We start from the raw sequence: 21,339 nt of genomic DNA, 5'->3' as shown, positions 1-21,339 counted from the left end.
AGCGGATCATTTCTGGGTGTTGCCCTGCGGTCCCGCGGCCACCAGCCAGACGGCGGTGCGGATGCGGTTGATGGCGGTGTTCGCCTGCACCGCCGGGTCGGTGTTCGCGTTGCTGCCGGCGTTGGTGGCGGCCACCGCGTCGAGGATGATGCTCCGCGTTGTTCCCGGCAGGTTGCCGGAGCGGGCCTTCAGCTCGCCCGCCGTCAGCAGCAGGTCGATCCGGTCCAGCACCGCCTCCGAGGCGCTGCGGATGGCCGCCGCGTTGTTGAACGTCGCCGTGTCCGCCGGGGTGAACCATCCGTCGCCGTTCGTATCCAGCGTGGAGAAATACAGCGCCTGGAGCGGGGCCAGGCTGATGTTGATGCGCTGGGGATTCCCCGTGAGCGTGGGCAGGCCCATGTTCGGAGTGAACCCCGCGTTGGTGTAGATGCCGTTGTGGAGGAAATTCGTCGCGGAGACGGCGGTGGACTCGGTGATGATCTGGAGTTCCGGTGACACCAGTCCGTTGTTCGAGATCAGCCCGGAAGGCGCGTGGTCCGGCAGGAACCAGTTGAAGACGCTGGGGGCGGAATGCGGGGACTGGCCCAGGGCGGGTGTGCGGTTCAGCCGGTAGCGCGTGGTGCCTGCCGGGAACTTCGTCAGCTCCTCCGCCGGATAACCATGGGAAGCCAGCCCGGAAAGCGGCATCGACGACGCCGCGCCGAAGGCCCGCATCACGGCGGTCGCCCGCAGCAGCGGCTCGCGGACTTTCCCCGCGCTGGCCAGCGTGGCGGCGGACTGGGGCGAGCGTGCCTCCGGGGCCAGCAGGATCGCCTTGATGACCGTGGGGAAGTCGCCGTTGCTCGCACGGAACGCCTGCGAAACCCGGTAAAGGTAGCCCGGCGATGGATTCGCCGTGACCAGCCGTTGGATGAGCCTGCGGGAGATGAAAGGCGCGGTGTTCGGGTGATCCCGCAGCAGGTCGAGGATGGCGTTGAGATCCTGGTTCGCGTTGTTGCCCGCGGGGAGGCTGCGGCCCAGCACCGTCTTCGCGCCCGTGTCATGCCTCGCGGCGAAGGCCTTCATCGGGTTCGTCCACTGCGCCTCGCGGTGCTTCGTCCCGTTGCCGAGGTTGAAATTCGTGTTGTCCACCGGCGCATACGGGGCGGATCCGGCGCTGCGCACGGAGAATGACCAGCCGGTGAACACGCGGGCCATTTCCGAGATGTCCGCCTGCGTGTAGGTGGGGATGGGGGAGGCATCCGCATCCAGCTTCAGCGAGCCGTCCGGGTGCAACTGCACCAGACCGATGGAGAACAACTGCATGATCTCCCGGGCGTAGTTCTCATCCGGTGAGACGAGGGGATTCCCCGCCGTGTCATAGGTCGCCTTTTCGTTGCGCAGGTGGGACAGGTAGGTGCCCATCACCGGACTGAGGGAAACGGAGCGCAGCAGCGCGCGGTAGCGGCCGGTGGCGGCGTCCGCGAGGATGTCATGGTAGTTCGCCGCGCCTTCGGAGTAGCGGTTCACCACCCCGTCCTCGTCGGAGATGACGAAGATCTCGCCCAGCGCGAAGGCGAAGCGTTGTTTGAGCTGGGCGTCCGCCTTCACCGCGAGCAGCCACCAGCCACGGCGGCGGTTCTGGCTGTTCAGGTTGTAGTCCGGTCCGCGCGCCGCGCGTTCCTCCGCGTTGGCGGCGACATGGTACGCCAGCAGCGAGGGATTCGCGGTGGCGAGCTGCGTGTCGATCCATGCGGTGTAGGCGGCGATGCGGTCGCCTCCCGCCGCCTGGACCCGTGCCTTCAGCGATCCGATTTCCTCCCAGGTCGGTCCGAAGGTCGCCTGGGTCAGGAACCGCGAGATGTCCCGCTCCAGTTCCTCCCCGGCCAGCGTCTCCACCGCGGTCGCGGCTGGCGGCGGGGTGAACTCGATGGAGCCGGTGACGGGGTGGAACGCGCCGTCGATCTCCCCGGTGACATGGCCCTGGGTATAGACGCCGAGTTTCACCTGGCCGCCCAGCAGCGCGTCGAGCACCGCCTGGTCCGTGGGGTAGGATTGCGTCGCACGGATGAGCCAGTTCTGGCCGCCGTAGTTGGCGGGCGGGATGGACTGGAGGATCGCGGAGGACGTGTTGATGATCTGCGTCGAGTTGACCGCGGAGTTGAGGTTCGAGAAGGAGACGGAAGCCGTCGCGGAGTCGTTGTCCCCGGAGAGCTTGAGGATCGCCAGGCCGCTGCCGGAGGAGGTGATGCCGGTGAGCGGGCGCAGATGGGCCAGCAGAAGGCGCTGGTTCGCCTGGGTGTTCCTCGCGTCGCGGATGGAGAAATCCGCGGTGGCGGAGGAAATCCCGGCGGAGATCCGGAGGTGGCGCGGAACCTCCGGCAGGGCGTTGGGGGTGGGTACGATGGATACCGTAGTGGAGGCCTGCCCGGCGGGGATGACCACCCGCTCCGGCAGGGGCCGGTAGTGCGCCGCGGTGGCGGACGACCGGGCGGGGGACGCGGCGCCGGAACTTTTCAGAAAGACGGTGAAGGGATACGGCGCGGCCGTCCGGGACAGCGTGAGGGTGGCGGGCTGGGCTTCTTTCTCGAAGGCATCCGGCTGCGTCGCCTCCAGCGTCAGGTTGTTCTTCCAGGCATTGATGATCGCGGAGGCGATCGCCAGATCCCCTCCGCCCGCGGAGGGGAAGGACGTTCCGGATGCGGGATCGAATCCGGAAAGCTGCCGCTCCGACCAGTCGTCCACGCCATCCCCGTCGCTGTCATGGTCCGTGACCGCCACCTTGAAAAACGCGGTGGGCGTGGATACCGGGAGCGGCAGGGTGTGGGAATCCCCGGTGGGCAGGACGGCAGCTCCGGACGGCTCCCACGGGCCTGCCGGCGAGGAGGCGGAGAGAAGCTGGTATCGCTTCCCCGGACGGGTGGTGAAGGTGATCGAGTGAGCGCCGTCCGTGGTCTGGATCGACGAGGTGAAGACCGAGGCTGCGTCCCGCGGATCGGTCCCGGCAATGGCTTCCTGCGCGTTGGTCTGACCGTCGTTGTCGGTATCGGCGGAGGGAAGGAGGGCCGCCGCGTGGAAGCGTGCCTCCCACACATCCGGGTAGCCGTTGCCGTCTGTATCCAGTGCGGCGGCTCCGGAAAGCGCGGCGGATGCGCCCCAGGTGATGGCCGGGAGGAAACGTGGGAATGGGATGGGTTTCATGGCGTGGTGGAGTCCGTCCATCACCTGCGGCGGCGCAGGATTCCCAGCAGGGCGAATGTTCCCAGGAGAGCGGATGCCGGTTCAGGCACCTGGGACAGGGTGAGCACCCCGGTATTCGCGTCGAAGTTGACGTCGTAGCCGCGGCTGGTGAACGCGCCGTTCCAGTTGCCGCTGCCGTCGCTGGTGAGGCTGACGGAGGTCGAGCCGGTGGCATCCGTCTGGATGTTCACGGTGCTGAAGTCCCCGCTGGTCCCCGTGAGGCCCTGGAAGAGCACGTAGGTTCCTTCGGAGGTATAGTCGCTGTTCAGGCGGATGCGGAGTTCCCCGCCCAGCACCACGCCGCCGTTGGCTTTGACCGCGTCCGCACCGGCGGCCTTCACATCCAGCACCACCAGGCCGGTTGACTGGAGCGTGAGGAGATTGGTGAAGGTGAGCGCCGCCGGGGCTGAGGCTGGATTTCCCTCGCCGCCGGGGGAGATGCGGCCACCGTTCTGGACGGTTGCGCCAGCGAAGGTGCCCGCGCCCGTCAGGCTTCCGCCACCGTTCACGGCCAGGGAACTGTAGGTGGTGAATGAAGCCGTGGCATGCGTCTGGAGGGTGCCTCCGTTGCTGACGGTGACGGCCCCGGAATACGTGTGGCTGACGGTGTCCGGCAGCAGGATGACTCCGCCGCGGATGCCGAGCGTGCCGCCGCCCTGCAGGCCGCCGTTGCCGTTATCCACGTTCCCGATGCGCAGGCGGGAGTCCCCGTTGTTGGAGATGAGGATGTCGCCGGAAAGGTTCAGCCGGACGTGGATGTTGGTGTTGTTCGTGCGGCCCGCCAGGATCTCGATGCCGGCGTTGGTCACCCCTTCGCCGCCGCTTTCCAAGGTCAGCACCGCTCCGCCGGACTGGCTGACATTGCTCGCCGTGTAACCCGGGCCGACGACCAGTTTGCCGATGGTTCCGGTGGAGTTCACCGTCACCCCGCGGCTGCCGGTGTTATAGATGAAGGTATCGTCCCTGGTGGCGGTGAAGCTGCCGGTATTATCCGGCGCGGGGAACTCACCGTAGTTTCCTTTCTGCAGCCAGTTCGCGCCGGTGCCTCCGGTCGAGTTCGCTTCCAGCCAGTTGTAGGTGGCGGCACGGACATCACCGGAAAGGACGGCGGAAACGGCGATCAGGGAAAGGGCGGAATGATGGATGGGGAATGGGGAACGGATCATGAAATATGAAATCTGGGGAGGCCGCACGCGCTTCAGGCGCTGTCACGGTCCGTGGCGGAAAAGAAGGAAGTCCGCCCGTGCGGTTCTTTTCGTCAGCCGGGAGATCCAGATGATCTGGTCTGCTCCTGGAAAGGCCCCTCGGGTGATCCCATGGGAGCGGAAAGAGGATGGTTCATCCCCGCGCGGCAGGCCGGAAAATGTCTCCGGGAAACCGCCGCGCGGACGGATGATGACGTGCGGAAACCATGCCGTCAATCAAATCTATATAAAATTGGGTAATATACGTAAGATTCCGGATTTCGTGAGAAATCCGGCGGGGTGGACCCACCACCCGCAAGCCGGCTCCGGTCCCCATGGGCTTCCCTCCCGGCCGGAAGTCCGCTTGCCCGGGAACTGCGGCCCTGACGGCAAAACGTGCCGCCCCGCCGCCCGCACAACTTCCTTCTTGCGCCGCCTGTGGCGGGTTCTATGTTTGGGGCAATCCCGTGGGATTTCCGTCCGGCGGGGGATCATTAAACATCGGGGCGATTGCCCCATTCCAACGAAACCCAACATAACAAACCGTATGAAAGCGCATCGTTTATCGGCGCGGGGCTTCACGCTTGTGGAGCTGCTCGTCGTCATCACCATCATCGCCGCACTGGTGGGCCTCACCGCCCCCATGGTGATGAAACAGGTCAAGAAAGGCCCCTTCGTGGAGGCCCTCGGTAACTCGAAGCAGATCGGCCTCGCGCTGATGGAGTTCGAGAAGGACTATAACAGCTATCCTGACAAGGATACCCTCGCGGATGTGAAACTGAACACCGAATCCCCGCTCGCGCAGGCCGGTGGCAACACTTCCAACGATTACTTCCGCCAGCTTCTCGCCGTCGGCCACGGCAACGAGAAGATGTTCTACGCGAAAGCGGCCGGCACCAAGAAGCCGGACGACATCACCAGCCCGCCTTCCAAGGCGCTTGAGGCCGGTGAAGTCGGCTTCGGCTACGTGATGGACGGCAACATCGCCTTCAGCTCCTCCAACGACACCAACATCCCGGTGGCGGTCACCCCGCTGCTGCGCGGCTCCACGGAGCTGTTCGATGGTGGTCCGTTCGGTGACAAGGCGGTCATCCTCCGCATCGACGGCTCCGCCAGCGAGCTGATCATCAGCAAGTCCAAGCGTGCGATGCTTCCCGGCGGCAAGAGCCTCCTCCAGAAGGGCGAAGGCACCGTCTGGGGCAGCGAGATCAACCCGAAGGTCGCGGCTCCGAAACTGCGTGGTGGCACCAGCACCACCGCTCCTGAAGGCGGCGGCGGCGCCAACCTGGACGTCGAACAATAATCGTCTGATCCCGCCGTCCATGTGACGGTACAGAATTCCATGACCGGAAGATCCCCAGCGGGTCTTCCGGTTTTCTGTTTCATGAGGTTATGGCACCATCTGTGTCTTGCCGGTGGGCGCTGACCGGCTAGCGTTGGCGCGTGAGCGATACATTACCGATCTCCCCGCCGCGGGCGTGGGCGGAAATCGATTTGGCGGCGATGAGGCGGAATCTGGCCGTGGCACGGCAGGCCAGCGGCTGCGCGCTGATGGCGGTGGTGAAGGCGGGAGCCTACGGGCATGGGCTGGAGGATGTGGCGAGGGCGCTTTCCAAGGAGGATATTGAGTTCTTCGGCGTGGCGAATGTCGGGGAGGCCCGGCGCATCCGGGACGCCGGAGTGGGGACGCGCATCTATCTTCTCGGGGCCACATGGACCGAGGAGCGCCCGGAGATCGTCGCCCGGGACTGGACGCCCTGCATTTCCTCCATGCCGGAGGCGCTGGAGTTCGACGCGCTGGCCGCCGCTGCGGGAAAGGTGCTGAAAGTGCACCTGGCGGTGGACACCGGCATGGGACGCGGCGGCTTCGTCGCGGACCACCTGCCGGAAGTGATGAAGGATCTGGCCGCGCTGCCCCACCTGGAGATCGAGGGCTTGGGTTCCCATCTCCCGTCCGCGGATGAGGATGAGGAGTTCACCAGACGGCAGTTCGACCGATACCGCACGATCATTTCCGGGCTGGGCGGGCCGGAGGTGTTCAAGTGGCGGCACCTTTCCAACAGCGCCGGCCTGCTGGGCTATGATGGCACCGGCTGCAATCTCGCCAGACCGGGCCTCATGCTCTACGGCGTCTCACCGCTGCCCGCCCACCAGGAGAAGCTGTCCACCGTCATGGCCCTGAGATCCCGCGTGACCTTGGTCCGGACCCTGCCCGCAGGTCACGGCGTGTCCTACGGACGCCAGTTCGTCACCACCCGGCCCACCAAGGTGGCCACCGTGGGCATCGGCTACGGGGATGGTTATCCCCGCCACATTTCAGGAAAGGGCGGCGAGGTCTGGATCCGCGGCCGCAGGTTCCCCATCCTCGGCCGAGTGACCATGGACCAGACGATGGTCGATGTGACGGACGCCGGTGAGGACGTCCGCGAGGGGGATGTGGTGGAGATGTTCGGCCCGAATCTGCCCGTATGGGAGGTTGCGGAAAAAGCCGGCGTCATCGTGTGGGAGGTCTTCACCGGCATCACGCCACGGGTAAAGCGCTGCTATGTGGAGTAAGGAGGGAGGACACTCTTGTCCTCCGGCGGCATTGGCAGGCCAGTGAAAATTCACCGCCAAGACGCCAAGTTCGCCAAGGAAGAAAGGAGAAGATATTGGATATAGGTTATTGGATATTCGGGAAAAGGAGGCCGACCGCGAATCCAGCGAATCTTGAAGATTCCCATTTTTCTCCTCCTTGGCGTCTTGGCGGTTGACCTTCATATGCTTAACCAATGCCGCCGGTGGACAAGAATGGAAGCGAAGCGGACATAGCGGCTCCGCCGCAATGTCCACCCTCCATAAAAAAACGCCCGGGCGGACCCGGGCGTTTTGATCAAAAAGTTGCTGTGCGGATCAGGGATCAATCCCAGCTGTCACCGCCGCCTTTGTAGCCGCCACCGCCACGGCGATCTCCGCCGTAACCGCCGCCGCCGCCACCTTTGTAGCCGCCGCCACCGCCACGGCGATCTCCGCCGTAACCGCCGCCGCCGCCACCTTTGTAGCCGCCGCCGCCACCACCACGGCGTTCACCGCCGTAGCCGCCGCCGCCGCCACCGTAGCCGCCACCGCCGCTGCGGAAGCCGCCTGGCTTGGACTCTTTTGGTTCCGAGGCGTTCACGCGGAGCGCGCGGCCTTGGAAATCGTATCCATTAAGCGCCTCGATGGAAGCGTTCAACTGGCTTTGGTCGCCGAGTGTCACGAAGGCGAATCCCTTGGATCTGCCGGTTTCGCGGTCGGTGATGATTTTGACCCGTTCAACTGGGCCGTAGGCGGCAAAGAGACCAGTGACGTCTTCTTCGGTAGCGGTGTAGGGCAGGTTGCCCACGTAGATGTCCATTTTCTTCAATTCTAATCACGCCATATTCATCACACTTGCCGGGACCATGACGTGAGGGGACCCGAACGAAGCGCGTCGTCACGCATCCGGGATGCGCCGACTGGATGAAGTAATCCGACTTTTCCGTTTGTGGCAAGTACTGAATGATAGGGTATCCGGAGGAATTTTTTTGGAAATCCACCCCGCGTTCCCTTCATTCCGCTCCGGCGGGCACCCAGAGATACCGCCGCTTGCGGAAACTTCCGCGCAGGAAATGCGGGTCATCCTGCGGGACATCCACCTCATTGAGGAAAGATGCGCCCAGGTTTTCGATGGTGCTGACGCTCGCGTGGTTGTCCGGATCCGCGGTGATGATGAGATCCATGCCGAAGGTGGCGGCCCATGGGCCGAGCGCGCGGCACGCCTTTTCCGCGTAGCGGTGGCCGCGGTGCTTTGGCAGGATCTCATAGCCGATATGGCCGGCGACGCCGGTGACATGGGGTGTCCTGCCGATGCGGAGGTTGATGTGTCCGGCCTCCCGGCCGCGGGCGTCGCGGATCACGAAGTGGTAGCCGGGGACGAATCCCTCCGGTGCGTTCTCCGGAGTCATGTGGGAGAAAATGATCTCCACCTCCGCATGGGTGAGCCGCTGGGGTGGCTCCGGGAGATCCCGCATGGATGGGATCCACAGTTCCTCCGGCGGGGTCATTGGTGCCCGTCCTTCGTCCACAGGATGGCATTGGTGAAGCCCAGGCCGAACCGCTGCCCGACCGTATCCTGGGTGTAGTCATCCGTCGCGATGTCTCCCTTCGCGAGCTTCCGCAGATGGGCGGACGCCTGCCTGAACTGTTCGATGCTTTTCTTCGGCACGGTATGCGGTGGCGCCGCCCCTTCCAGCACGGCGACGGCGGCGTCCACCGCGTCCGCGCTGGAGATGAATGCCGCCGTCACCGCGGAGGAAAGCTCCGGCTTGCCGCTCTCCGTGCTGGCGGTGAGCGCGCCGCGGAACGCCCCGGACTGCGCGAAGTAATCCGTCGCCGCCTTTGCCAGCGCGTTGATGGCGGGCTGGTAGGTCGCATCCACCCCTGCCTCCTGGAAGGCGATGGGGATGGCGGGGGTCTTCAGCTCCGTGCCATCGCGGATCCTCGTCGGATCGGTGATGCCGTTGATGACGGAAAGGAATCCCGAGAAGCGTTCATGCCCGTAGGCTTCCTGTGCGACGATGCCGAGGTTCGACCCCGGCTTCAGCTCCACGTCAGGGGTGGGCGGCGGCGGGACGTCCGTGATGGCCACGACGGGGAGTGGTGGCGGAGGTGGCGGTGGCGCTGCGGCGGCGGATTTCCGGGATGCCCTGTCGCAGCCCGCCAGAAGCAGGAACGCGCCGATGGTGAGGACCGTGGACGTGCGCATGATGGACGGAAGATAAGCGGCGGCCGGAGAAATACAAGAAAGCCCCGGAGCCTTTCCTCGACAAGCTCCCGCCGATGGGTTGCGATGGCATCCTCATGAACGATGGAAATCTCTATCAGGCTCCTTCCGCGGTGCCATCCCCTCCCATTCCCCAGCCCATCCAGGCCCACAAGCCGGCGCTCCTCCAGGTTTTCGGCATCCTCCATCTGCTGGCCGGAGGATACGGCATCATCACCGGCCTGTGGTCCGCCTACATGGCATTCGTTGGGAATCCTTTTCTCAATATGGTGCCTCCCGGCCCGGCAAGGGACGCGCAGGAAAGCATGACCCGGGCGCTGCAGCCGATGACGGTCATCAACCTCGCGATCACCACGGTGCTGGTGGTGCTGGTCACCGTCGCGGGGATCAAGCTCCTCCGCGCGAAGAAGAACGCCGTGAAAGCTTCCAACGGTTATGCCATCACCTCCCTGGCCGGGAAGATCGCGGGCGGCGTGATGGTGTTCATCTACATGGTCCCGGCCCAGCGGCAGTTGATCAACCAACAGTTCCAGGACATGGGGGATGTGCCCGCAGGCATGAAAACCGGCATGGATGCCGCGATGATCGCCGGCCCGATTTTCGGGATTCTCTTCACCTGCCTCTATCCGGTCCTGACGCTCATCCTGCTGAACCGCCGCTCCGTGAAGGGCTGGCTGGAACAGTTCGGGAAGTGAGGGTCGAAAGGGGGCCGTCCTTGGTATCCGGCTGCCAAGGTGGCATCCGTCCACCCAGCCGGAATGGCGCAGCCATTCCGCTACGGAGAACATCCACTCACCGTCCGTCGGCAAGCCGTTCCGCGAGCATCTCCGGCAGGCCGGCGGCGAGGATCTTCTCCTGCGTCTTCTTGATGTCGTAATCGACCCTGCGGAAGACGACCAGGTTGTGGTCGATGTCGTAGATGGCGTAGCAGGCGCGCCAGTCCCCGTCGCGCGGCTGGCCGACGGAGCCGACGTTGATGAAATACTTCGAGTTCGGCTCGATGGCGATGGATTCTGCGGGGACTTCGTGGACCTTGTCCGACTTCACATAGACGCGCGGGACGTGGGTGTGTCCGTGGAAGCAGAGCTGGGTGAACTGGTAGGAGAAGTTCGACATGGCGTCGAACCGGTTGGTCACGTAGTTCCAGTTCGCCGGTTGGTCGAGGGTGGCGTGGACGATGGTGAAGTCCGCGACCTGGCGGACCATGCGCAGGCGGCGCAGCCACTGGCGTTGTTCCTCGGTGAGCTGGGCGCGGGTCCATTCCAGCGCGGCGGCGGCCACCGGGTTCATGCTTTCCAGCGAATGTTCCCCGGAGGCGTCCTCGTCGTGGTTGCCCTTGATGACCGGGCAGTTCATCTCCTTGACGATCTCCAGGCAGGCCGCGGGGTCCGCATTGTAGCCGACGATGTCACCCATGCAGACGTAGTCGGTGGTGCCCTGGGCGCGTGCGTCCTCGAGAACGGCTTCGAGAGCCTCCAGGTTGGCGTGAATGTCACCGAATATCGCGATCCGCATTGGGGTGGAGATAGGACTGATAGGGAATTGGACGCAAATTTTGGCGGAAGCGGGGACGGTGTCGAGGCGAAACCTCACAGGGCGCGTCCGCGGGCAGGCGGGAGGGTCGGGTTGCCGGGGTTCCCCATCACTTGATGATACTTTTTTCCGGAGGGATGGCGAGATGTTCTTCGAGGGTCTTCAGGACCAGCGCCAGTCCGTCCACCGGGAAGTTCTGCCGGCGGTCCTCCCACAGAAAGGACAGCGACCGGTAGGCGTGCTGGTCATCGTTGAAAAGGGTCTTGGTCAGGGCGTACCCGTCCTGGTCCGGATTGGCGTGCATGCGGAGGACGAACAGCAGGGACAGGACGGTGGGGGTGCGGTGGGAGCGTGACTCCGCCAGCTTTTCCCCCAGCGCCAGCGCCTCCGCCTGCCGGCCGGGGACGCGGGCCAGGTTGTAGAACAGGTTCCGCTTCGTGTAGGCGGGGCCGCCGTGTTCGCTGGCGGCACGGTAGGCTTCCGCGGCCGCCTGATAGAGTTCCGGCAGGGACATGCCGCCGGAGCCGGTGAAGGCGGGCATCTTGTTCGCGTCGGACAGCAGCAGGCCCAGCTCCGCGTTCAGGCTCCAGGAGTCCGGGTTGTTGCGGATGCCCCGTTGGAGGAAGGCGCGGCCTTTCAGGATCGTCCCGCGCCACAGTTCCTGGCGGCGGAGGGGCGGCAGCGACTTGTCGTTCTGGTGGAAGTGTCCGGCGTTGTAGGCCAGGTGCCACGCGCCGTTGATCCAGTAGTAGGTGGTGGACGGGGCCAGCGCGACGGTGGTTTCGAAGCTTTCCTCCGCGTCCGCCCACCGGTCCTCGGTGAAGGCGGTGTAGGCGCGCAGGTTGTAGAAGGTGGCGACGAGCGTGCGCAGCCCGCCGAGCGCGACGGCGAAGCCCGTCTGGCCGATCTTTTCCCGGGCGTCGATGTGGAGCGGCTCCGGCAGCAGTTTTTCCGCCCGCAGTTCCCTCGTCATCGCCAGCTCCAGCGGCGCGCGGACGGCCCCGGCCACCAGCAGGGCCACCACGACGATGAGTATTTTGCGGAGGGGTGGCATGGCCGGGTCAGTGTGCAGGGCAGCCACCCATGGCATGAAGAAACCGCGAATGAACACGGATGGACGCGAATTTTTCTGATCCCGCGGGCAAGCGACCCAAGCCCGTCATCCATTCGCGTGCATTCGTGTTGATTCGCGGTTTCATGATTCGATGGCGTCAGAATTCCTTGTCGGAGAAGATGAACCAGGAGCACACGGTGTAGAGCACCATGTAGAAAAGCCCCAGCCCCGCCAGCTTCAGCAGCACCAGTCCGGGCATGACCGCGCCCTCGATGACCGCGTCGATGACGTTGAAAAGCTGGAAATTCGGGATCACCAGGGACAGCAGGCCGGTGGCAACCTTTGCCGCGGCGCTGCCGGACGTCAGATAGACGTTCATCGCGTCCGCCTGGAAGTGGCCGATGAAGTAGATCAGGATGCCGACGATGGTGGTGAACAGCGTGCTGGTGGAGAAGGTGGAGATGAACAGGGCGATGGAGGCGACGATGGCGGAGCGGATGAAGATGGCCAGCACCGCCCCCTGCAACGACCAGCTCGGGCCGTGTTTCAGGACATCCGTCCTCACCGCGTCCAGGTATTCCTGCGGGTGCCCGCGCTGCTGCGCGTAGGTGATCTCCGCGTCCAGCACCATGCCGGTGCGGATGTGGAGGATGCCGGTCATCAGCAGGTCCATCGCCAGCAGGGAGATGAAGATCAGCGAAAGCACGCCCAGCAGCTTCCCCGCGAGGTAGTCGAAGCGCGGCACCGGCTTCGCCAGGATGGTGTAGAGCGTGCGGTCCTCGATGTCCTTCGGCAGCAGCAGCGCCGTGGAGACGATGGCCATGACCACGGAGAACAGCGTCATGGTGCCCAGCGACCAGCTTTTCACCAGCGGCAGCACGTTGGTGTCCACGGCCTCCGGCCCGCTGTGCTGCGGCAGGTTGAAGAAATTGCTGGCCAGCGCGATGACGGCGAAGACCGCCAGGAAATAGAACACCTTCATCCGCACCAACTGCGTGAAGGTGTGCGTGGCGATGATCCGGATGCGGGCGGCGCGGGAGGCGCGCTGCGGCTTCGCGGCCGGCGGGGCGGCCTGGATGGCGGGGGAGGGCGTCATTTTTCGTCGCGGGAGGTTTCCTGGAGGAACAGGCGTTCGAGGGTGGTGCGGGGCTTGCCGGTGCGGACCATGGTGGCCGTGCCGGAGCGCTCCACCAGCGCGTGGATTTCCCGGATGAGATCGGGCGGCGCGTCCCGGAGGATGATCTCCGTCTGCTCCTCGATGGCGATGAGATCCTCCAGCCGCCCCGCGCGGACGATCTTTCCGCGGAAGATCATCCCCACATGGTCGCACACTTCCTGCACTTGTTCCAGCAGGTGGGAACACAGGAAAACCGTGATGCCCTGCTCCCGCAGCTTGAAGATCAGGTCGCGGATCTGCCGGGAACCCAGAGGGTCCACCCCGGCGGTCGGCTCATCCAGGATCAGCAGGCGCGGCCGCTGGACCATGGCCTGCGCCAGGCCGATGCGCTGGAGCATGCCCTTCGAGTAGCCGCCGATCCTGCGGTCCCGCGCCCCTTCCAGATCCACCAGCTCCAGCAGGTGGCCGATGCGGTCCTCCAGTTCCTTCCCCTTCAGCCCGCAGAGCTTGCCGTAGAAGCGGAGCGTTTCCGCACCGCTGAGGTGCTTGTAGAAATAGGGGTTCTCCGGCAGGAAGCCCACATCATGCCGGGAGTCCGTCTTGAGAGAGTCCTTGCCGAAGATCGAGCAACTGCCGGAAGTCGGCGCCACCAACCCCAGCAGCGCCTTCATGGTGGTGGATTTCCCGGATCCGTTCGGGCCGATGAGGCCGTACACCTCTCCGGGCATGATGCGGATGGAGACGCCATCCACGGCCCGCAGCATCTGGCGGCGGAAGGAGGTTTTGAAATCCTTCACCAGATCACGGATTTCGACGGCGGGCGTGGGGTCGGACATCGGGTGGGGGAAAGATTAGGGACGGTCGGTGATCGGGCAACGAGGATTTTGCACGGAGTTGCTTGTTTCCTCCCGTGGGACCATGCAGGGTGGCGTGACATTTCCTCAAATCATGAAACGATTCATCCTTCCGTTGTTGTCGCTGCTCGCCGCTGGTTCCCTGAGCAGTTGTTTCCAGAGTGAGACCATCATCCGCCTGAACAAGGACGGCAGCGGCACGCTCACCGAGGAAACGGGATTCGGCGCGAAAGCCATCGAGATGCTCGCCCAGCTCGCCGCGTTCGGTGGGGACGCCGCGAAGGACCCGCTGGCGGAAATGGTGTCCGAGGACAAGGCGAAGGCCCGCGCGGCCACCCTGGGCGAAGGCGTCACCTTCGAGAAAGTCGAGCCGACCGCGAAGGACGGCGGCAAGGGCGCGAAGGTCACCTACCGCTTCGCGGACATCAACAAGCTGAAGATTTCCCCGGATGAGGCGGCCAAAAGCTCCATCCCGCAGATGCCCGGCCAACCCGCCCCGGCGACCCCGAAGTCCGAGCCGGTCACCTTTGGTTACGAAGGCGGCAAGCTTTCCATCAAGGTGCCACAGCCGAAGAATGACGAAGTCCCCGCCGGTGAGGCACCGCCCGTCCAGGAGATCGGCGCGGAGGAGGAGAAGCAGATGAAGGAACTCTTCGCCGGCATGAGGGTCAGCGTGAAGGTGGTCATCGAGCAGGGCATTTCCGCGACCAACGCCTCCTATGTGGATGACAACACCATCACCCTGGTGGACATGGATTTCGGAAAGATGATGGAGAAGCCGGGTACGATCCAGAAGATGGCTTCCATGGGCCGCGGGAATCCCGAGAAGGCCATGGAAGAGATGAAGAAACTCGACGGCGTGAAGGTGGAGACCAAGCCCGACGTCGAGGTGACGCTGAAGTAAGGAGTAAGGAGGGAGGACATTGCGGCAGAGCCGCCATGTCCGCTTCGCTCCCATTCCTGTCCTCCGGCTGCAACCGGAACCCATGGCAAAGGAGTTCCACGAGCTATTCCCACGCCACCGTCCGCATGTAGGAAAGGATGACCTTTTCCCCGTCCTCCAGGTTCGAGGTGCCGGTGACGCGGTAGCTGGCGGCGGGCTTGCCGGGGCGGCTGGTGGGGAAGGTGACGGTGGAGAGTTGCAGCGGATCCGCACCGCTGCCCGGGCTGTCGGTATAGACATGCGTCGGACGTCCGGCGATGTCCACGGTCCTCCACGACTGCTTCATGGGGACGGAGATGGCCTCGCCCTTTTTCTCATCATAGCTCATGTCCCAATAGCCGGGCGGGGTGGGGGCGTCGCTGTCACGGGTGCCGGGTGCGGCGTAGATGGAAAGACCCTCGAACTCTTCCCCGGGCTTCGAGTAGTTGAGATGGTAGCCGCCGTTGGGGAGGATGGTGATCCGCGGACTGCCCCAGCGTTTCTCCAGCGCAGGGGATTTCAGGACCGGCAGGGTGACACCGGCCAGGGAGGGGGACTTTTTCTCCGCCAGGTGATACGGACTGCGGTCCAGGCCGGGATCTTTCTCTTCCTTTGGCGGAGTGGCGCACTGGGTCAGAAAGAGCAACGGAAGGAGGGCGGCGGACTTTTTCATGAAGGATGAAGCTAGACGGACGGTGGTCCGGATGGGAAGCATGTTCCCCAGATGAAGACATTGATCCGGCATGCGCGTCTGGTCTCCCCGGGATGGGAAAGGGAAGGCTCGCTGCTGGTGGAGGGTGGGAGGATCGTCTCGGTGCATGCAGCGGGAGAAACGGTGAAGGCGGATGAAATCTTTGACGCAGGTGGAAGGATCATCATGCCGGGTTTCATCGACATCCACTCCCATGGGGCGGACGGGGCGGATGTCTGTGACGGCACGGTGGAAGCGGTGCGCCACATCGCCCGGACAAAGCTCCGTGAAGGAGTCACCACCTGGCTGCCCACCACGCTGACCCAGCCCGCGGACCGGCTGAAGGACACCCTGGCGGCCTGCGCGGTGGTGATGGGGGAAGGCGGACTCTGCCGGATGCCGGGCATCCACCTGGAAGGTCCGTTCATCAACGCGGCGAAGGCCGGTGCGCAGAACCCGGAATATGTGCGTCCGCCGGATGAGGCGGAGCTGCGGGCGCTGCATGGCATCGCCCCGCTGCGCATCCTTTCACTGGCACCGGAGATGCCGGGCGCGCTGGATCTCATCCGGGCGGCGCGTTCTCTCGGCATCACCTGCTCCGCCGCCCACACCGCCGCGACCTGTGCGCAGGTCATGGAGGCGAAGGCGTGCGGCCTTTCCCATCTCACCCATTTCGGAAACGCGATGACGCCGCTGCACCACCGGGAGATCGGCGTGGTCGGCGCGGGCCTGCTGGATGACTCGCTCATGCTGGAGTTGATCTGCGATGGCGTGCACCTCTCCGCGGACATGCTTTCGCTGGTGTTCCGCCGTGTTTCCGGTGACAGGCTCATGCTCATCACGGACTCCGTGGCGGCATCCTGGATGCCGGAAGGGCGGATGCAACTGGGAGGACTGGACGCGGAGATCCGGGATGGTGTGGTGCGTCTGGAAGACGGCACCCTCGCCGGTTCCACGCTGAAGTTCAACGAAGGCGTGGCCCGCGTGCGGGATCTCACCGGCCTGCCGCTGCCGGAGATCGCCTGCATGACTTCATGGAACCAGGCGCGGTCGCTGGGGTTGGAAGGACTGGGGAAGCTGGAACAAGGCCACCACGCGGACCTGGTGATGCTGGAGGAGGATCTCAGCGTCCATGGCGTGTGGGTGGAGGGAGTAAGGAGGGAGGACACTCCTGTCCTCCGGCTGCAATGGTGAATTATCTAAGGATTCAACGCAAAGGCGCAAAGGCGCAAAGTGGAGAGAGGGAACTCCTCACTTGAACTCCGCCTCATTCTCATGGATTAGGAAAGCGGTGAGCTGCGCCACCTGCAGCGGCGGCAGCGTCTGGCCCCACGCCTGCATTTTCGCTCCGTTGTGGCCGGGGCTGTCGGCGGGGGTGCCTTCGTTGATGATGCGGAAGATGTCCATCGGCTTCGCGCCGTATTTCCACTCGCCGTCTTTCAGCGAGAGGCCGGGGAGGTTCACCTTCTGGCCGCCGCCGATGTCGATGCTGGCGGTGAGGTTCTCACCGTGGCAGGCGATGCAGCTCGCCTGATAGATCTGCCTGCCCGCCTCCACCGCGGCGCTGTCCGTGGCCCACTGGCCCACCAGCGCCTCATCGTTCAGTTTCGACAGCATGTCCTCCAGCGCCTTCGCCTTGGTTTGCGCGATGTGCTGGAGCTGCGCGTCCACGTTCTCCGCGTCCGTCTTCGTCAGGCCCAGGTTGTAGTAGAGGAACCATCCGCCGAACAGGGCGATGACGGAGGCATGGAAGATGAACAGCCACCAGTTCGGCAGGGTCTGGTCATACTCCTGGATGCCATCGAACTCATGCGGGCGGAGGGCGATCTCGCCCTTCTTGCTGGCGTACTCCGCGTGGGTGATCTCGGGTTGCTTTTTCGGGTCCATGGCGGGTCAGCGGCGTGGGGTGGGGTCTTCCAGCGGGAGGTCCGCCAGTTCCTGGCAGCGGGCCTTCGGCAGGCACAGCGCGCGGATGGTGGCGGTGAGGAACACCGCGGCGGTGGCGATGAAGGAAATGATGGGGACGATGGCGGCCCAGTCTTCGTAGATGACGCGTTTGAACATGGCGGCGGGAGGTCAACGGGTGGAGCTGCTGCGGTGGGCGTCCGGATCCAGGGTCGGGTTCTTCACCGGCGGCTTTTCCACCGGGGCATACACGCCGATCTTCTGGACGTAGGCGATGAGCGCGACGATCTGCGTTTCGGAAAGATGGCGGCGCAGTTCCTCCGGCCCCAGGTCCGGCTTGTCCGGCAGGAAGGCTCCGGCGGTCACCAGCGAGGAGGCGATTTCCATGGCCTGGTCCCGGGCGTTCTGCTCGATCCCGTCCTTTGTCATTGCAGGCCATGGCACTCCCAGCCGTGCCTGTGCGGCGATCTTTGCGGGCAGTTCCTTCAGCGCCGTCTTGTTTTCGAACAACCACGGATAGGCGGGCATGTTCGAGCCGGAGGACATCTGGCGCGGGTCGAGGAAGTGGTTGAAGTGCCAAAGGTTGTCCCGCTTTCCGCTGCGCATGAGCTTCGCGTCCTTCACCAGCGCGCCGCCCTCGCGGGCGAGGTCCGGGCCGGTGCGCTTCGACCCCCACTGGTAGGGGTGGTCGTAGATGGATTCGCCCAGGCGGCTGTATCCCTGGTCCTCTCCGGGGCCGTAGCGCAGCACGTCCGGCACCAGCGTGCGGATCATCTGGGAGTGGCAGTTGTAGCAGCCCTCCGCGACATAGATGTCACGGCCCGCCAGCTCCAGCGGAGTGTAGGGAACCTGCACGCGGTCCTCCACGTTCACCGCGCGGTTCACCAGCAGGGAGGGGATGATCTGCACCAGTCCGCCGACCGCCGCCGCGGCGAAGATCAGCACCGTGAAGGGCAGGTAGTTCTCCAGCAGCCGGTTGAAATAGTCGCTCCATGTGCCTTTTCCCGCCCGGAACGCGGAGACGGACTTGGCGATCAGCAGGATGGTCACCACCAGCGCCGCCTTGTCCGCGTGCGGGGGCAGCAGGAACCACAGGATCATGAACGCCAGCGCCAGCACCGCGTGCACCACCGGATCCGACGAGAGCGCCTCCGACAGCGTCATCCGGTCCTTCGATGCCTTTTCCAGCACCGTCACCTCCACCGTCTCATCCTCCGCCCGGCCTTTCCTCGCCGTCATGAAGATGTTCACCGCGCACATCAGGAAACCGGTGAGGAACAGGAACCCGCCGAAGCTACGGATTCCGTAGTAGATGTTGATGGAGTTCAGCGTCTCCACAAACTCGTATTTCAGCGTCGCGCCGTCCGGGTTCGTCTGTGCCAGCATGAGGCCCTGCATGATGCCCGCCACCCACATGGAGGCCACGTAGAGAAGGATGCCCACCAGGCCCACCCAGAAGTGCATGTTCGCCAGGGAGGTGGACCACAGCTTCGTCCGCCACAGGCGCGGGGCCAGCCAGTAGAACATGCCCGCCGCCATGAAGCCGTTCCAGCCCAGCGCTCCGGAATGCACGTGCCCCACCGTCCAGTCCGTGTAGTGGGAGAGCGCGTTCACCGCGCGGATGGAGAGCAGCGGCCCCTCGAAGGTGGCCATGCCGTAGAACGTCACCGCCGCGGCGAAGAACTTGATCACCGGGTCCGTCCGCAGCTTGTCCCACGCCCCGCGCAGCGTCAGCAGGCCGTTGAGCATGCCCGCCCAGGACGGCGCCCACAGCATCACGGAGAACAGCATCCCCAGCATCTGCAGCCAGCGCGGCAGCGCCGTGTTCAACAGATGGTGCGGTCCCGCCCAGATGTAGATGAACACCAGCGCCCAGAAGTGGATGATGGAAAGCCGGTAGGAATACACCGGACGGTCCGCCGCCTTCGGGATGAAATAGTACATGATCCCCAGGATCGGGGTCGTCAGGAAGAAGGCGACGGCGTTGTGCCCGTACCACCACTGCACCAGCCCGTCCTGCACACCGCCGAAGATCGGGTAGCTGTGCAGCAGCGACGTCGGCAGCGACAGGTGGTTGACGATGTAGAGCATCGCGATCGTCACGATGGTGGCGATGTAGAACCACAGGGAGACATACAGGCTCCGCTCGTTCCTCCGCGCCAGCGTCAGGAAAAAGTTCAGGCCGAACACCACCCAGATGACCACCACGGCGATGTTCAGAGGCCAGATCAGCTCCGCGTACTCCTTCCCGCGCGTCAGGCCTGCGGGCAGGGTGACCGCCGCGCCGACGATGATGAGCTGCCAGCCCCAGAAGTGGATCTTCGAAAGCAGGTCGGATGCCGTCCTCACGCGGCACAACCGTTGGGTCGAGTAATAGACGCCCGCGAACACCATGTTCCCCACGAACGCGAAGATCACCGCGTTCGTGTGCAGCGGGCGGATCCGGCCGAAGGTGATGTAGGAAAGACCCTCCGACTTCACCAGGCCGAAGGTGATCGTTTCCAGGAACTTTCCGTTCATCTGCCACCACGAAAGCTGCGTGGCGGCCAGAACGCCGACGATCATGCCGATGATGCCCCAGAAGATCGAGGCGTTCATGAAGTGGCGGACCGACTTGTCGTCGTAGGTGATGGTGGCGGTGTTGGACATGGCGGGGAGGTTCAGGGGCGCTTCGCTGCGGGACGTTTTCCGGTTTCCAGCGGCAGGAGGGAGTCGCGCTCGAAGCTGGAGCGCCGCGAACGGCGGGCCTCCGCGGCGAAGCAGACGACGAAGATCCCGGCCAGGCAGGAACTGACGAGGATGGTCACGGCGAGCACGTTCACGATGTGGATGGAATCAGATTCCGCCCCCGCCTGCTTCGCGCCGCTTTGCGGAAGCTGCGCGTTTCTTGCCTTGGCGGGGGCGGGGGATGCGGGGTTCAGAATTTCCACACCAGATCGACCGTGAAGCGATCCTCCAGGATGCCGTCGTGCTCGTTGGTCAGCGGAATCTCATAGGCGAAGCCGAGGTCAACGGAATCAATGATCCGCGACCGGAAGCCGATGGCGGCGGTGACCAGATCACGATTTTCCGAGGCATTCGATGCTCCGAAATTCAGCAGGTCGGACCCTTCGAAGGTGGCCACCACCGGCACCAGGCCCGCCGCCTGTTTGCCGAAGTTCGGGTTGCCATCGCCCGGCCGCAGCACGTGGTGCCAGTTCAGCTCCACCAGCGGGATGAACAGCGGGTGCACCTCATAACTGGCGTGCACGCTGACGAACGACGTGTGCGCGAGTTGGTCGCTCAGTTCCAGGTGGACGCCCGCCGCTCCGGCAAGCTGGAAGCGGTCCCACAGCTTCAGCCCGGAGACGATCAGATTCACCGCTCCGTCACCCTCTCCCTGGAACACCCCGTGGTTCCCGGTCGGGATTTCGAAGGTCGCCGTGCCGCTCACCACCGTGGCGTTCGCCGGATCGTAGAGGAACGCATACTTCAATCCCGCCGCGATGTTGGCGAAGCCGCTCTCCTCACCCCACAGCGCGTCGCCGGGGTTGATGTCCACGTAGCCGTCCTTCGTCGCCACGATGGAAAGCCGCTCGTTGAGCGCGATCTCGAACTGCAGCGCATAGACCTGGAAGTCGCCGCCCATCGGCACGTCCCCGATCGTCGTGTTCACATGGGACGGCAGGTTCTGGTGGATGAAGATCGGGTGGATGTTCGTCCCGGGCAGCGCCAGATCGAAAAGGGTGGGGTTCGAGATGGGGCGGCGGGCCTTGGTGAAAGCATCCGCCGCCGGCGCGGCGGGTGAGATGGCTGGAGGCGGCTCCACCGTCCCGGCCATGCCGGTGGCGAGAGCGGAAACGGAGGCGGCGAGCATCAGCGGTACGATTGTTTTCATGATCACGGGTCCTTTCCTGGACACCGCCATCATTTCCGGATGTCCCTGATCGCGCTAACCGCTCCTTGCCACAAGCTGCGCGGATGCTCTGATTCCGCCCGCTGTCACCATCGTGGCGTAGATCACCGGTCGCCGTCTTCATGAAACCAATCCGCCGCCCGCGGGAAATTGACATCCCTCGCCCGGCAACCACGCTTTGG

20 protein-coding genes are annotated in these 21,339 nt (G+C 64.5%); 5 read left to right on the top strand and 15 right to left on the bottom strand.

All coding sequences use genetic code 11. The features are described 5' to 3' along the window. Positions 1-6: 6 nt before the first annotated feature. Together KF712_04225 and KF712_04220 are read right to left on the bottom strand one after the other, a co-directional pair. The gene (locus KF712_04225; protein ID MBX3740171.1) at positions 7-3,180 is read right to left on the bottom strand and encodes a DUF1800 family protein; all 3,174 of its coding nucleotides are present in this window, start codon (positions 3,178-3,180) and stop codon (positions 7-9) included. A gap of 20 nt (positions 3,181-3,200) precedes the next feature. After that, positions 3,201-4,385, bottom strand: coding sequence for a PEP-CTERM sorting domain-containing protein (locus tag KF712_04220; GenBank protein MBX3740170.1), 1,185 nt, complete (start codon positions 4,383-4,385; stop codon positions 3,201-3,203). Between the two features lie 565 nt (positions 4,386-4,950). Here KF712_04220 and KF712_04215 point away from each other — a divergent pair. After that, entirely contained in the window at positions 4,951-5,706 is a 756-nt protein-coding gene (locus KF712_04215) for a prepilin-type N-terminal cleavage/methylation domain-containing protein (protein MBX3740169.1), read from the top strand. 200 nt (positions 5,707-5,906) lie between these two features. Then, the gene (gene alr / locus KF712_04210) at positions 5,907-6,959 is read left to right on the top strand and encodes an alanine racemase (protein MBX3740168.1); all 1,053 of its coding nucleotides are present in this window, start codon (positions 5,907-5,909) and stop codon (positions 6,957-6,959) included. A 343-nt stretch (positions 6,960-7,302) separates the two neighbouring features. Here alr and KF712_04205 read toward each other — a convergent pair whose 3' ends face one another. The 3 genes from KF712_04205 to KF712_04195 all read right to left on the bottom strand — a co-directional run bounded on the left by KF712_04205 (position 7,303) and on the right by KF712_04195 (position 9,168). Next, positions 7,303-7,779, bottom strand: a complete 477-nt coding sequence (locus tag KF712_04205; GenBank protein ID MBX3740167.1) for an RNA-binding protein — start codon at positions 7,777-7,779, stop codon at positions 7,303-7,305. Between the two features lie 193 nt (positions 7,780-7,972). Beyond that, complete coding sequence (locus KF712_04200; protein ID MBX3740166.1) at positions 7,973-8,434, bottom strand: GNAT family N-acetyltransferase; 462 nt, start codon at positions 8,432-8,434, stop codon at positions 7,973-7,975. A gap of 29 nt (positions 8,435-8,463) precedes the next feature. Further along, the gene (locus tag KF712_04195) at positions 8,464-9,168 is read right to left on the bottom strand and encodes a hypothetical protein (protein ID MBX3740165.1); all 705 of its coding nucleotides are present in this window, start codon (positions 9,166-9,168) and stop codon (positions 8,464-8,466) included. Between the two features lie 95 nt (positions 9,169-9,263). Between KF712_04195 and KF712_04190 the strand changes: the two genes are divergently transcribed. Beyond that, complete coding sequence (locus KF712_04190) at positions 9,264-9,881, top strand: hypothetical protein (protein MBX3740164.1); 618 nt, start codon at positions 9,264-9,266, stop codon at positions 9,879-9,881. Between the two features lie 97 nt (positions 9,882-9,978). Here the strand turns inward: KF712_04190 and KF712_04185 are convergent, their stop codons facing one another. From KF712_04185 to KF712_04170, 4 genes are all read right to left on the bottom strand, one after another. Then, positions 9,979-10,701, bottom strand: coding sequence for a metallophosphoesterase family protein (locus KF712_04185; protein ID MBX3740163.1), 723 nt, complete (start codon positions 10,699-10,701; stop codon positions 9,979-9,981). Between the two features lie 127 nt (positions 10,702-10,828). Then, entirely contained in the window at positions 10,829-11,773 is a 945-nt protein-coding gene (locus KF712_04180) for a hypothetical protein (GenBank protein MBX3740162.1), read from the bottom strand. 157 nt (positions 11,774-11,930) lie between these two features. Continuing rightward, positions 11,931-12,869, bottom strand: coding sequence for an ABC transporter permease subunit (locus tag KF712_04175; protein ID MBX3740161.1), 939 nt, complete (start codon positions 12,867-12,869; stop codon positions 11,931-11,933). Next, positions 12,866-13,726 (bottom strand): ABC transporter ATP-binding protein, encoded by an 861-nt coding sequence (locus KF712_04170; GenBank protein ID MBX3740160.1) that lies wholly within the window; start codon positions 13,724-13,726, stop codon positions 12,866-12,868. The genes KF712_04175 and KF712_04170 overlap by 4 nt, the downstream gene beginning before the upstream one ends. Positions 13,727-13,838: 112 nt before the next feature. Between KF712_04170 and KF712_04165 the strand changes: the two genes are divergently transcribed. Beyond that, positions 13,839-14,648 (top strand): hypothetical protein, encoded by an 810-nt coding sequence (locus tag KF712_04165; GenBank protein ID MBX3740159.1) that lies wholly within the window; start codon positions 13,839-13,841, stop codon positions 14,646-14,648. 103 nt (positions 14,649-14,751) lie between these two features. On the opposite strand, the gene KF712_04160 is transcribed toward KF712_04165, so the two are convergent. Continuing rightward, entirely contained in the window at positions 14,752-15,339 is a 588-nt protein-coding gene (locus tag KF712_04160; GenBank protein ID MBX3740158.1) for a hypothetical protein, read from the bottom strand. Positions 15,340-15,390: 51 nt separating this feature from the next. Between KF712_04160 and nagA the strand changes: the two genes are divergently transcribed. Continuing rightward, entirely contained in the window at positions 15,391-16,551 is a 1,161-nt protein-coding gene (gene nagA, locus KF712_04155; protein MBX3740157.1) for an N-acetylglucosamine-6-phosphate deacetylase, read from the top strand. Between the two features lie 57 nt (positions 16,552-16,608). Here nagA and KF712_04150 read toward each other — a convergent pair whose 3' ends face one another. The 5 genes from KF712_04150 to KF712_04130 form a co-directional block, all read right to left on the bottom strand. After that, positions 16,609-17,244 carry a c-type cytochrome gene (locus KF712_04150; protein ID MBX3740156.1) on the bottom strand — a complete coding sequence of 212 codons (636 nt, stop codon included), beginning with the start codon at positions 17,242-17,244 and terminating at the stop codon, positions 16,609-16,611. Positions 17,245-17,250: 6 nt separating this feature from the next. Continuing rightward, positions 17,251-17,421 carry a hypothetical protein gene (locus KF712_04145; protein ID MBX3740155.1) on the bottom strand — a complete coding sequence of 57 codons (171 nt, stop codon included), beginning with the start codon at positions 17,419-17,421 and terminating at the stop codon, positions 17,251-17,253. Positions 17,422-17,433: 12 nt separating this feature from the next. Then, positions 17,434-19,911, bottom strand: a complete 2,478-nt coding sequence (gene ccoN, locus KF712_04140) for a cytochrome-c oxidase, cbb3-type subunit I (protein ID MBX3740154.1) — start codon at positions 19,909-19,911, stop codon at positions 17,434-17,436. An 11-nt stretch (positions 19,912-19,922) separates the two neighbouring features. Next, positions 19,923-20,084, bottom strand: a complete 162-nt coding sequence (locus tag KF712_04135; GenBank protein MBX3740153.1) for a hypothetical protein — start codon at positions 20,082-20,084, stop codon at positions 19,923-19,925. Positions 20,085-20,179: 95 nt separating this feature from the next. After that, positions 20,180-21,139 (bottom strand): hypothetical protein, encoded by a 960-nt coding sequence (locus tag KF712_04130; protein MBX3740152.1) that lies wholly within the window; start codon positions 21,137-21,139, stop codon positions 20,180-20,182. Between the last annotated feature and the right edge of the window lie 200 nt (positions 21,140-21,339).

This window comes from Akkermansiaceae bacterium, from assembly GCA_019634595.1.
Lineage (GTDB): Bacteria > Verrucomicrobiota > Verrucomicrobiia > Verrucomicrobiales > Akkermansiaceae > Luteolibacter.
Note: the sequence above shows the minus strand (reverse complement) of the source record. Positions and strands in the feature narration are given on the sequence as shown.

What these genes read in the sequence shown, in the direction of transcription:
- KF712_04150 (MBX3740156.1), bottom strand. Translation starts at nt 17,244, where the DNA reads ATGGACCCGAAAAAGCAACCCGAGATCACCCACGCGGAGTACGCCAGC.
- KF712_04215 (MBX3740169.1), top strand. Translation starts at nt 4,951, where the DNA reads ATGAAAGCGCATCGTTTATCGGCGCGGGGCTTCACGCTTGTGGAGCTG.
- nagA (MBX3740157.1), top strand. Translation starts at nt 15,391, where the DNA reads ATGAAGACATTGATCCGGCATGCGCGTCTGGTCTCCCCGGGATGGGAA.
- KF712_04170 (MBX3740160.1), bottom strand. Translation starts at nt 13,726, where the DNA reads ATGTCCGACCCCACGCCCGCCGTCGAAATCCGTGATCTGGTGAAGGAT.
- KF712_04220 (MBX3740170.1), bottom strand. Translation starts at nt 4,385, where the DNA reads ATGATCCGTTCCCCATTCCCCATCCATCATTCCGCCCTTTCCCTGATC.
- KF712_04160 (MBX3740158.1), bottom strand. Translation starts at nt 15,339, where the DNA reads ATGAAAAAGTCCGCCGCCCTCCTTCCGTTGCTCTTTCTGACCCAGTGC.
- alr (MBX3740168.1), top strand. Translation starts at nt 5,907, where the DNA reads ATGAGGCGGAATCTGGCCGTGGCACGGCAGGCCAGCGGCTGCGCGCTG.
- KF712_04180 (MBX3740162.1), bottom strand. Translation starts at nt 11,773, where the DNA reads ATGCCACCCCTCCGCAAAATACTCATCGTCGTGGTGGCCCTGCTGGTG.
- KF712_04185 (MBX3740163.1), bottom strand. Translation starts at nt 10,701, where the DNA reads ATGCGGATCGCGATATTCGGTGACATTCACGCCAACCTGGAGGCTCTC.
- ccoN (MBX3740154.1), bottom strand. Translation starts at nt 19,911, where the DNA reads ATGTCCAACACCGCCACCATCACCTACGACGACAAGTCGGTCCGCCAC.
- KF712_04165 (MBX3740159.1), top strand. Translation starts at nt 13,839, where the DNA reads ATGAAACGATTCATCCTTCCGTTGTTGTCGCTGCTCGCCGCTGGTTCC.
- KF712_04195 (MBX3740165.1), bottom strand. Translation starts at nt 9,168, where the DNA reads ATGCGCACGTCCACGGTCCTCACCATCGGCGCGTTCCTGCTTCTGGCG.
- KF712_04145 (MBX3740155.1), bottom strand. Translation starts at nt 17,421, where the DNA reads ATGTTCAAACGCGTCATCTACGAAGACTGGGCCGCCATCGTCCCCATC.
- KF712_04205 (MBX3740167.1), bottom strand. Translation starts at nt 7,779, where the DNA reads ATGGACATCTACGTGGGCAACCTGCCCTACACCGCTACCGAAGAAGAC.
- KF712_04190 (MBX3740164.1), top strand. Translation starts at nt 9,264, where the DNA reads ATGAACGATGGAAATCTCTATCAGGCTCCTTCCGCGGTGCCATCCCCT.
- KF712_04200 (MBX3740166.1), bottom strand. Translation starts at nt 8,434, where the DNA reads ATGCGGGATCTCCCGGAGCCACCCCAGCGGCTCACCCATGCGGAGGTG.
- KF712_04130 (MBX3740152.1), bottom strand. Translation starts at nt 21,139, where the DNA reads ATGAAAACAATCGTACCGCTGATGCTCGCCGCCTCCGTTTCCGCTCTC.
- KF712_04175 (MBX3740161.1), bottom strand. Translation starts at nt 12,869, where the DNA reads ATGACGCCCTCCCCCGCCATCCAGGCCGCCCCGCCGGCCGCGAAGCCG.
- KF712_04225 (MBX3740171.1), bottom strand. Translation starts at nt 3,180, where the DNA reads ATGAAACCCATCCCATTCCCACGTTTCCTCCCGGCCATCACCTGGGGC.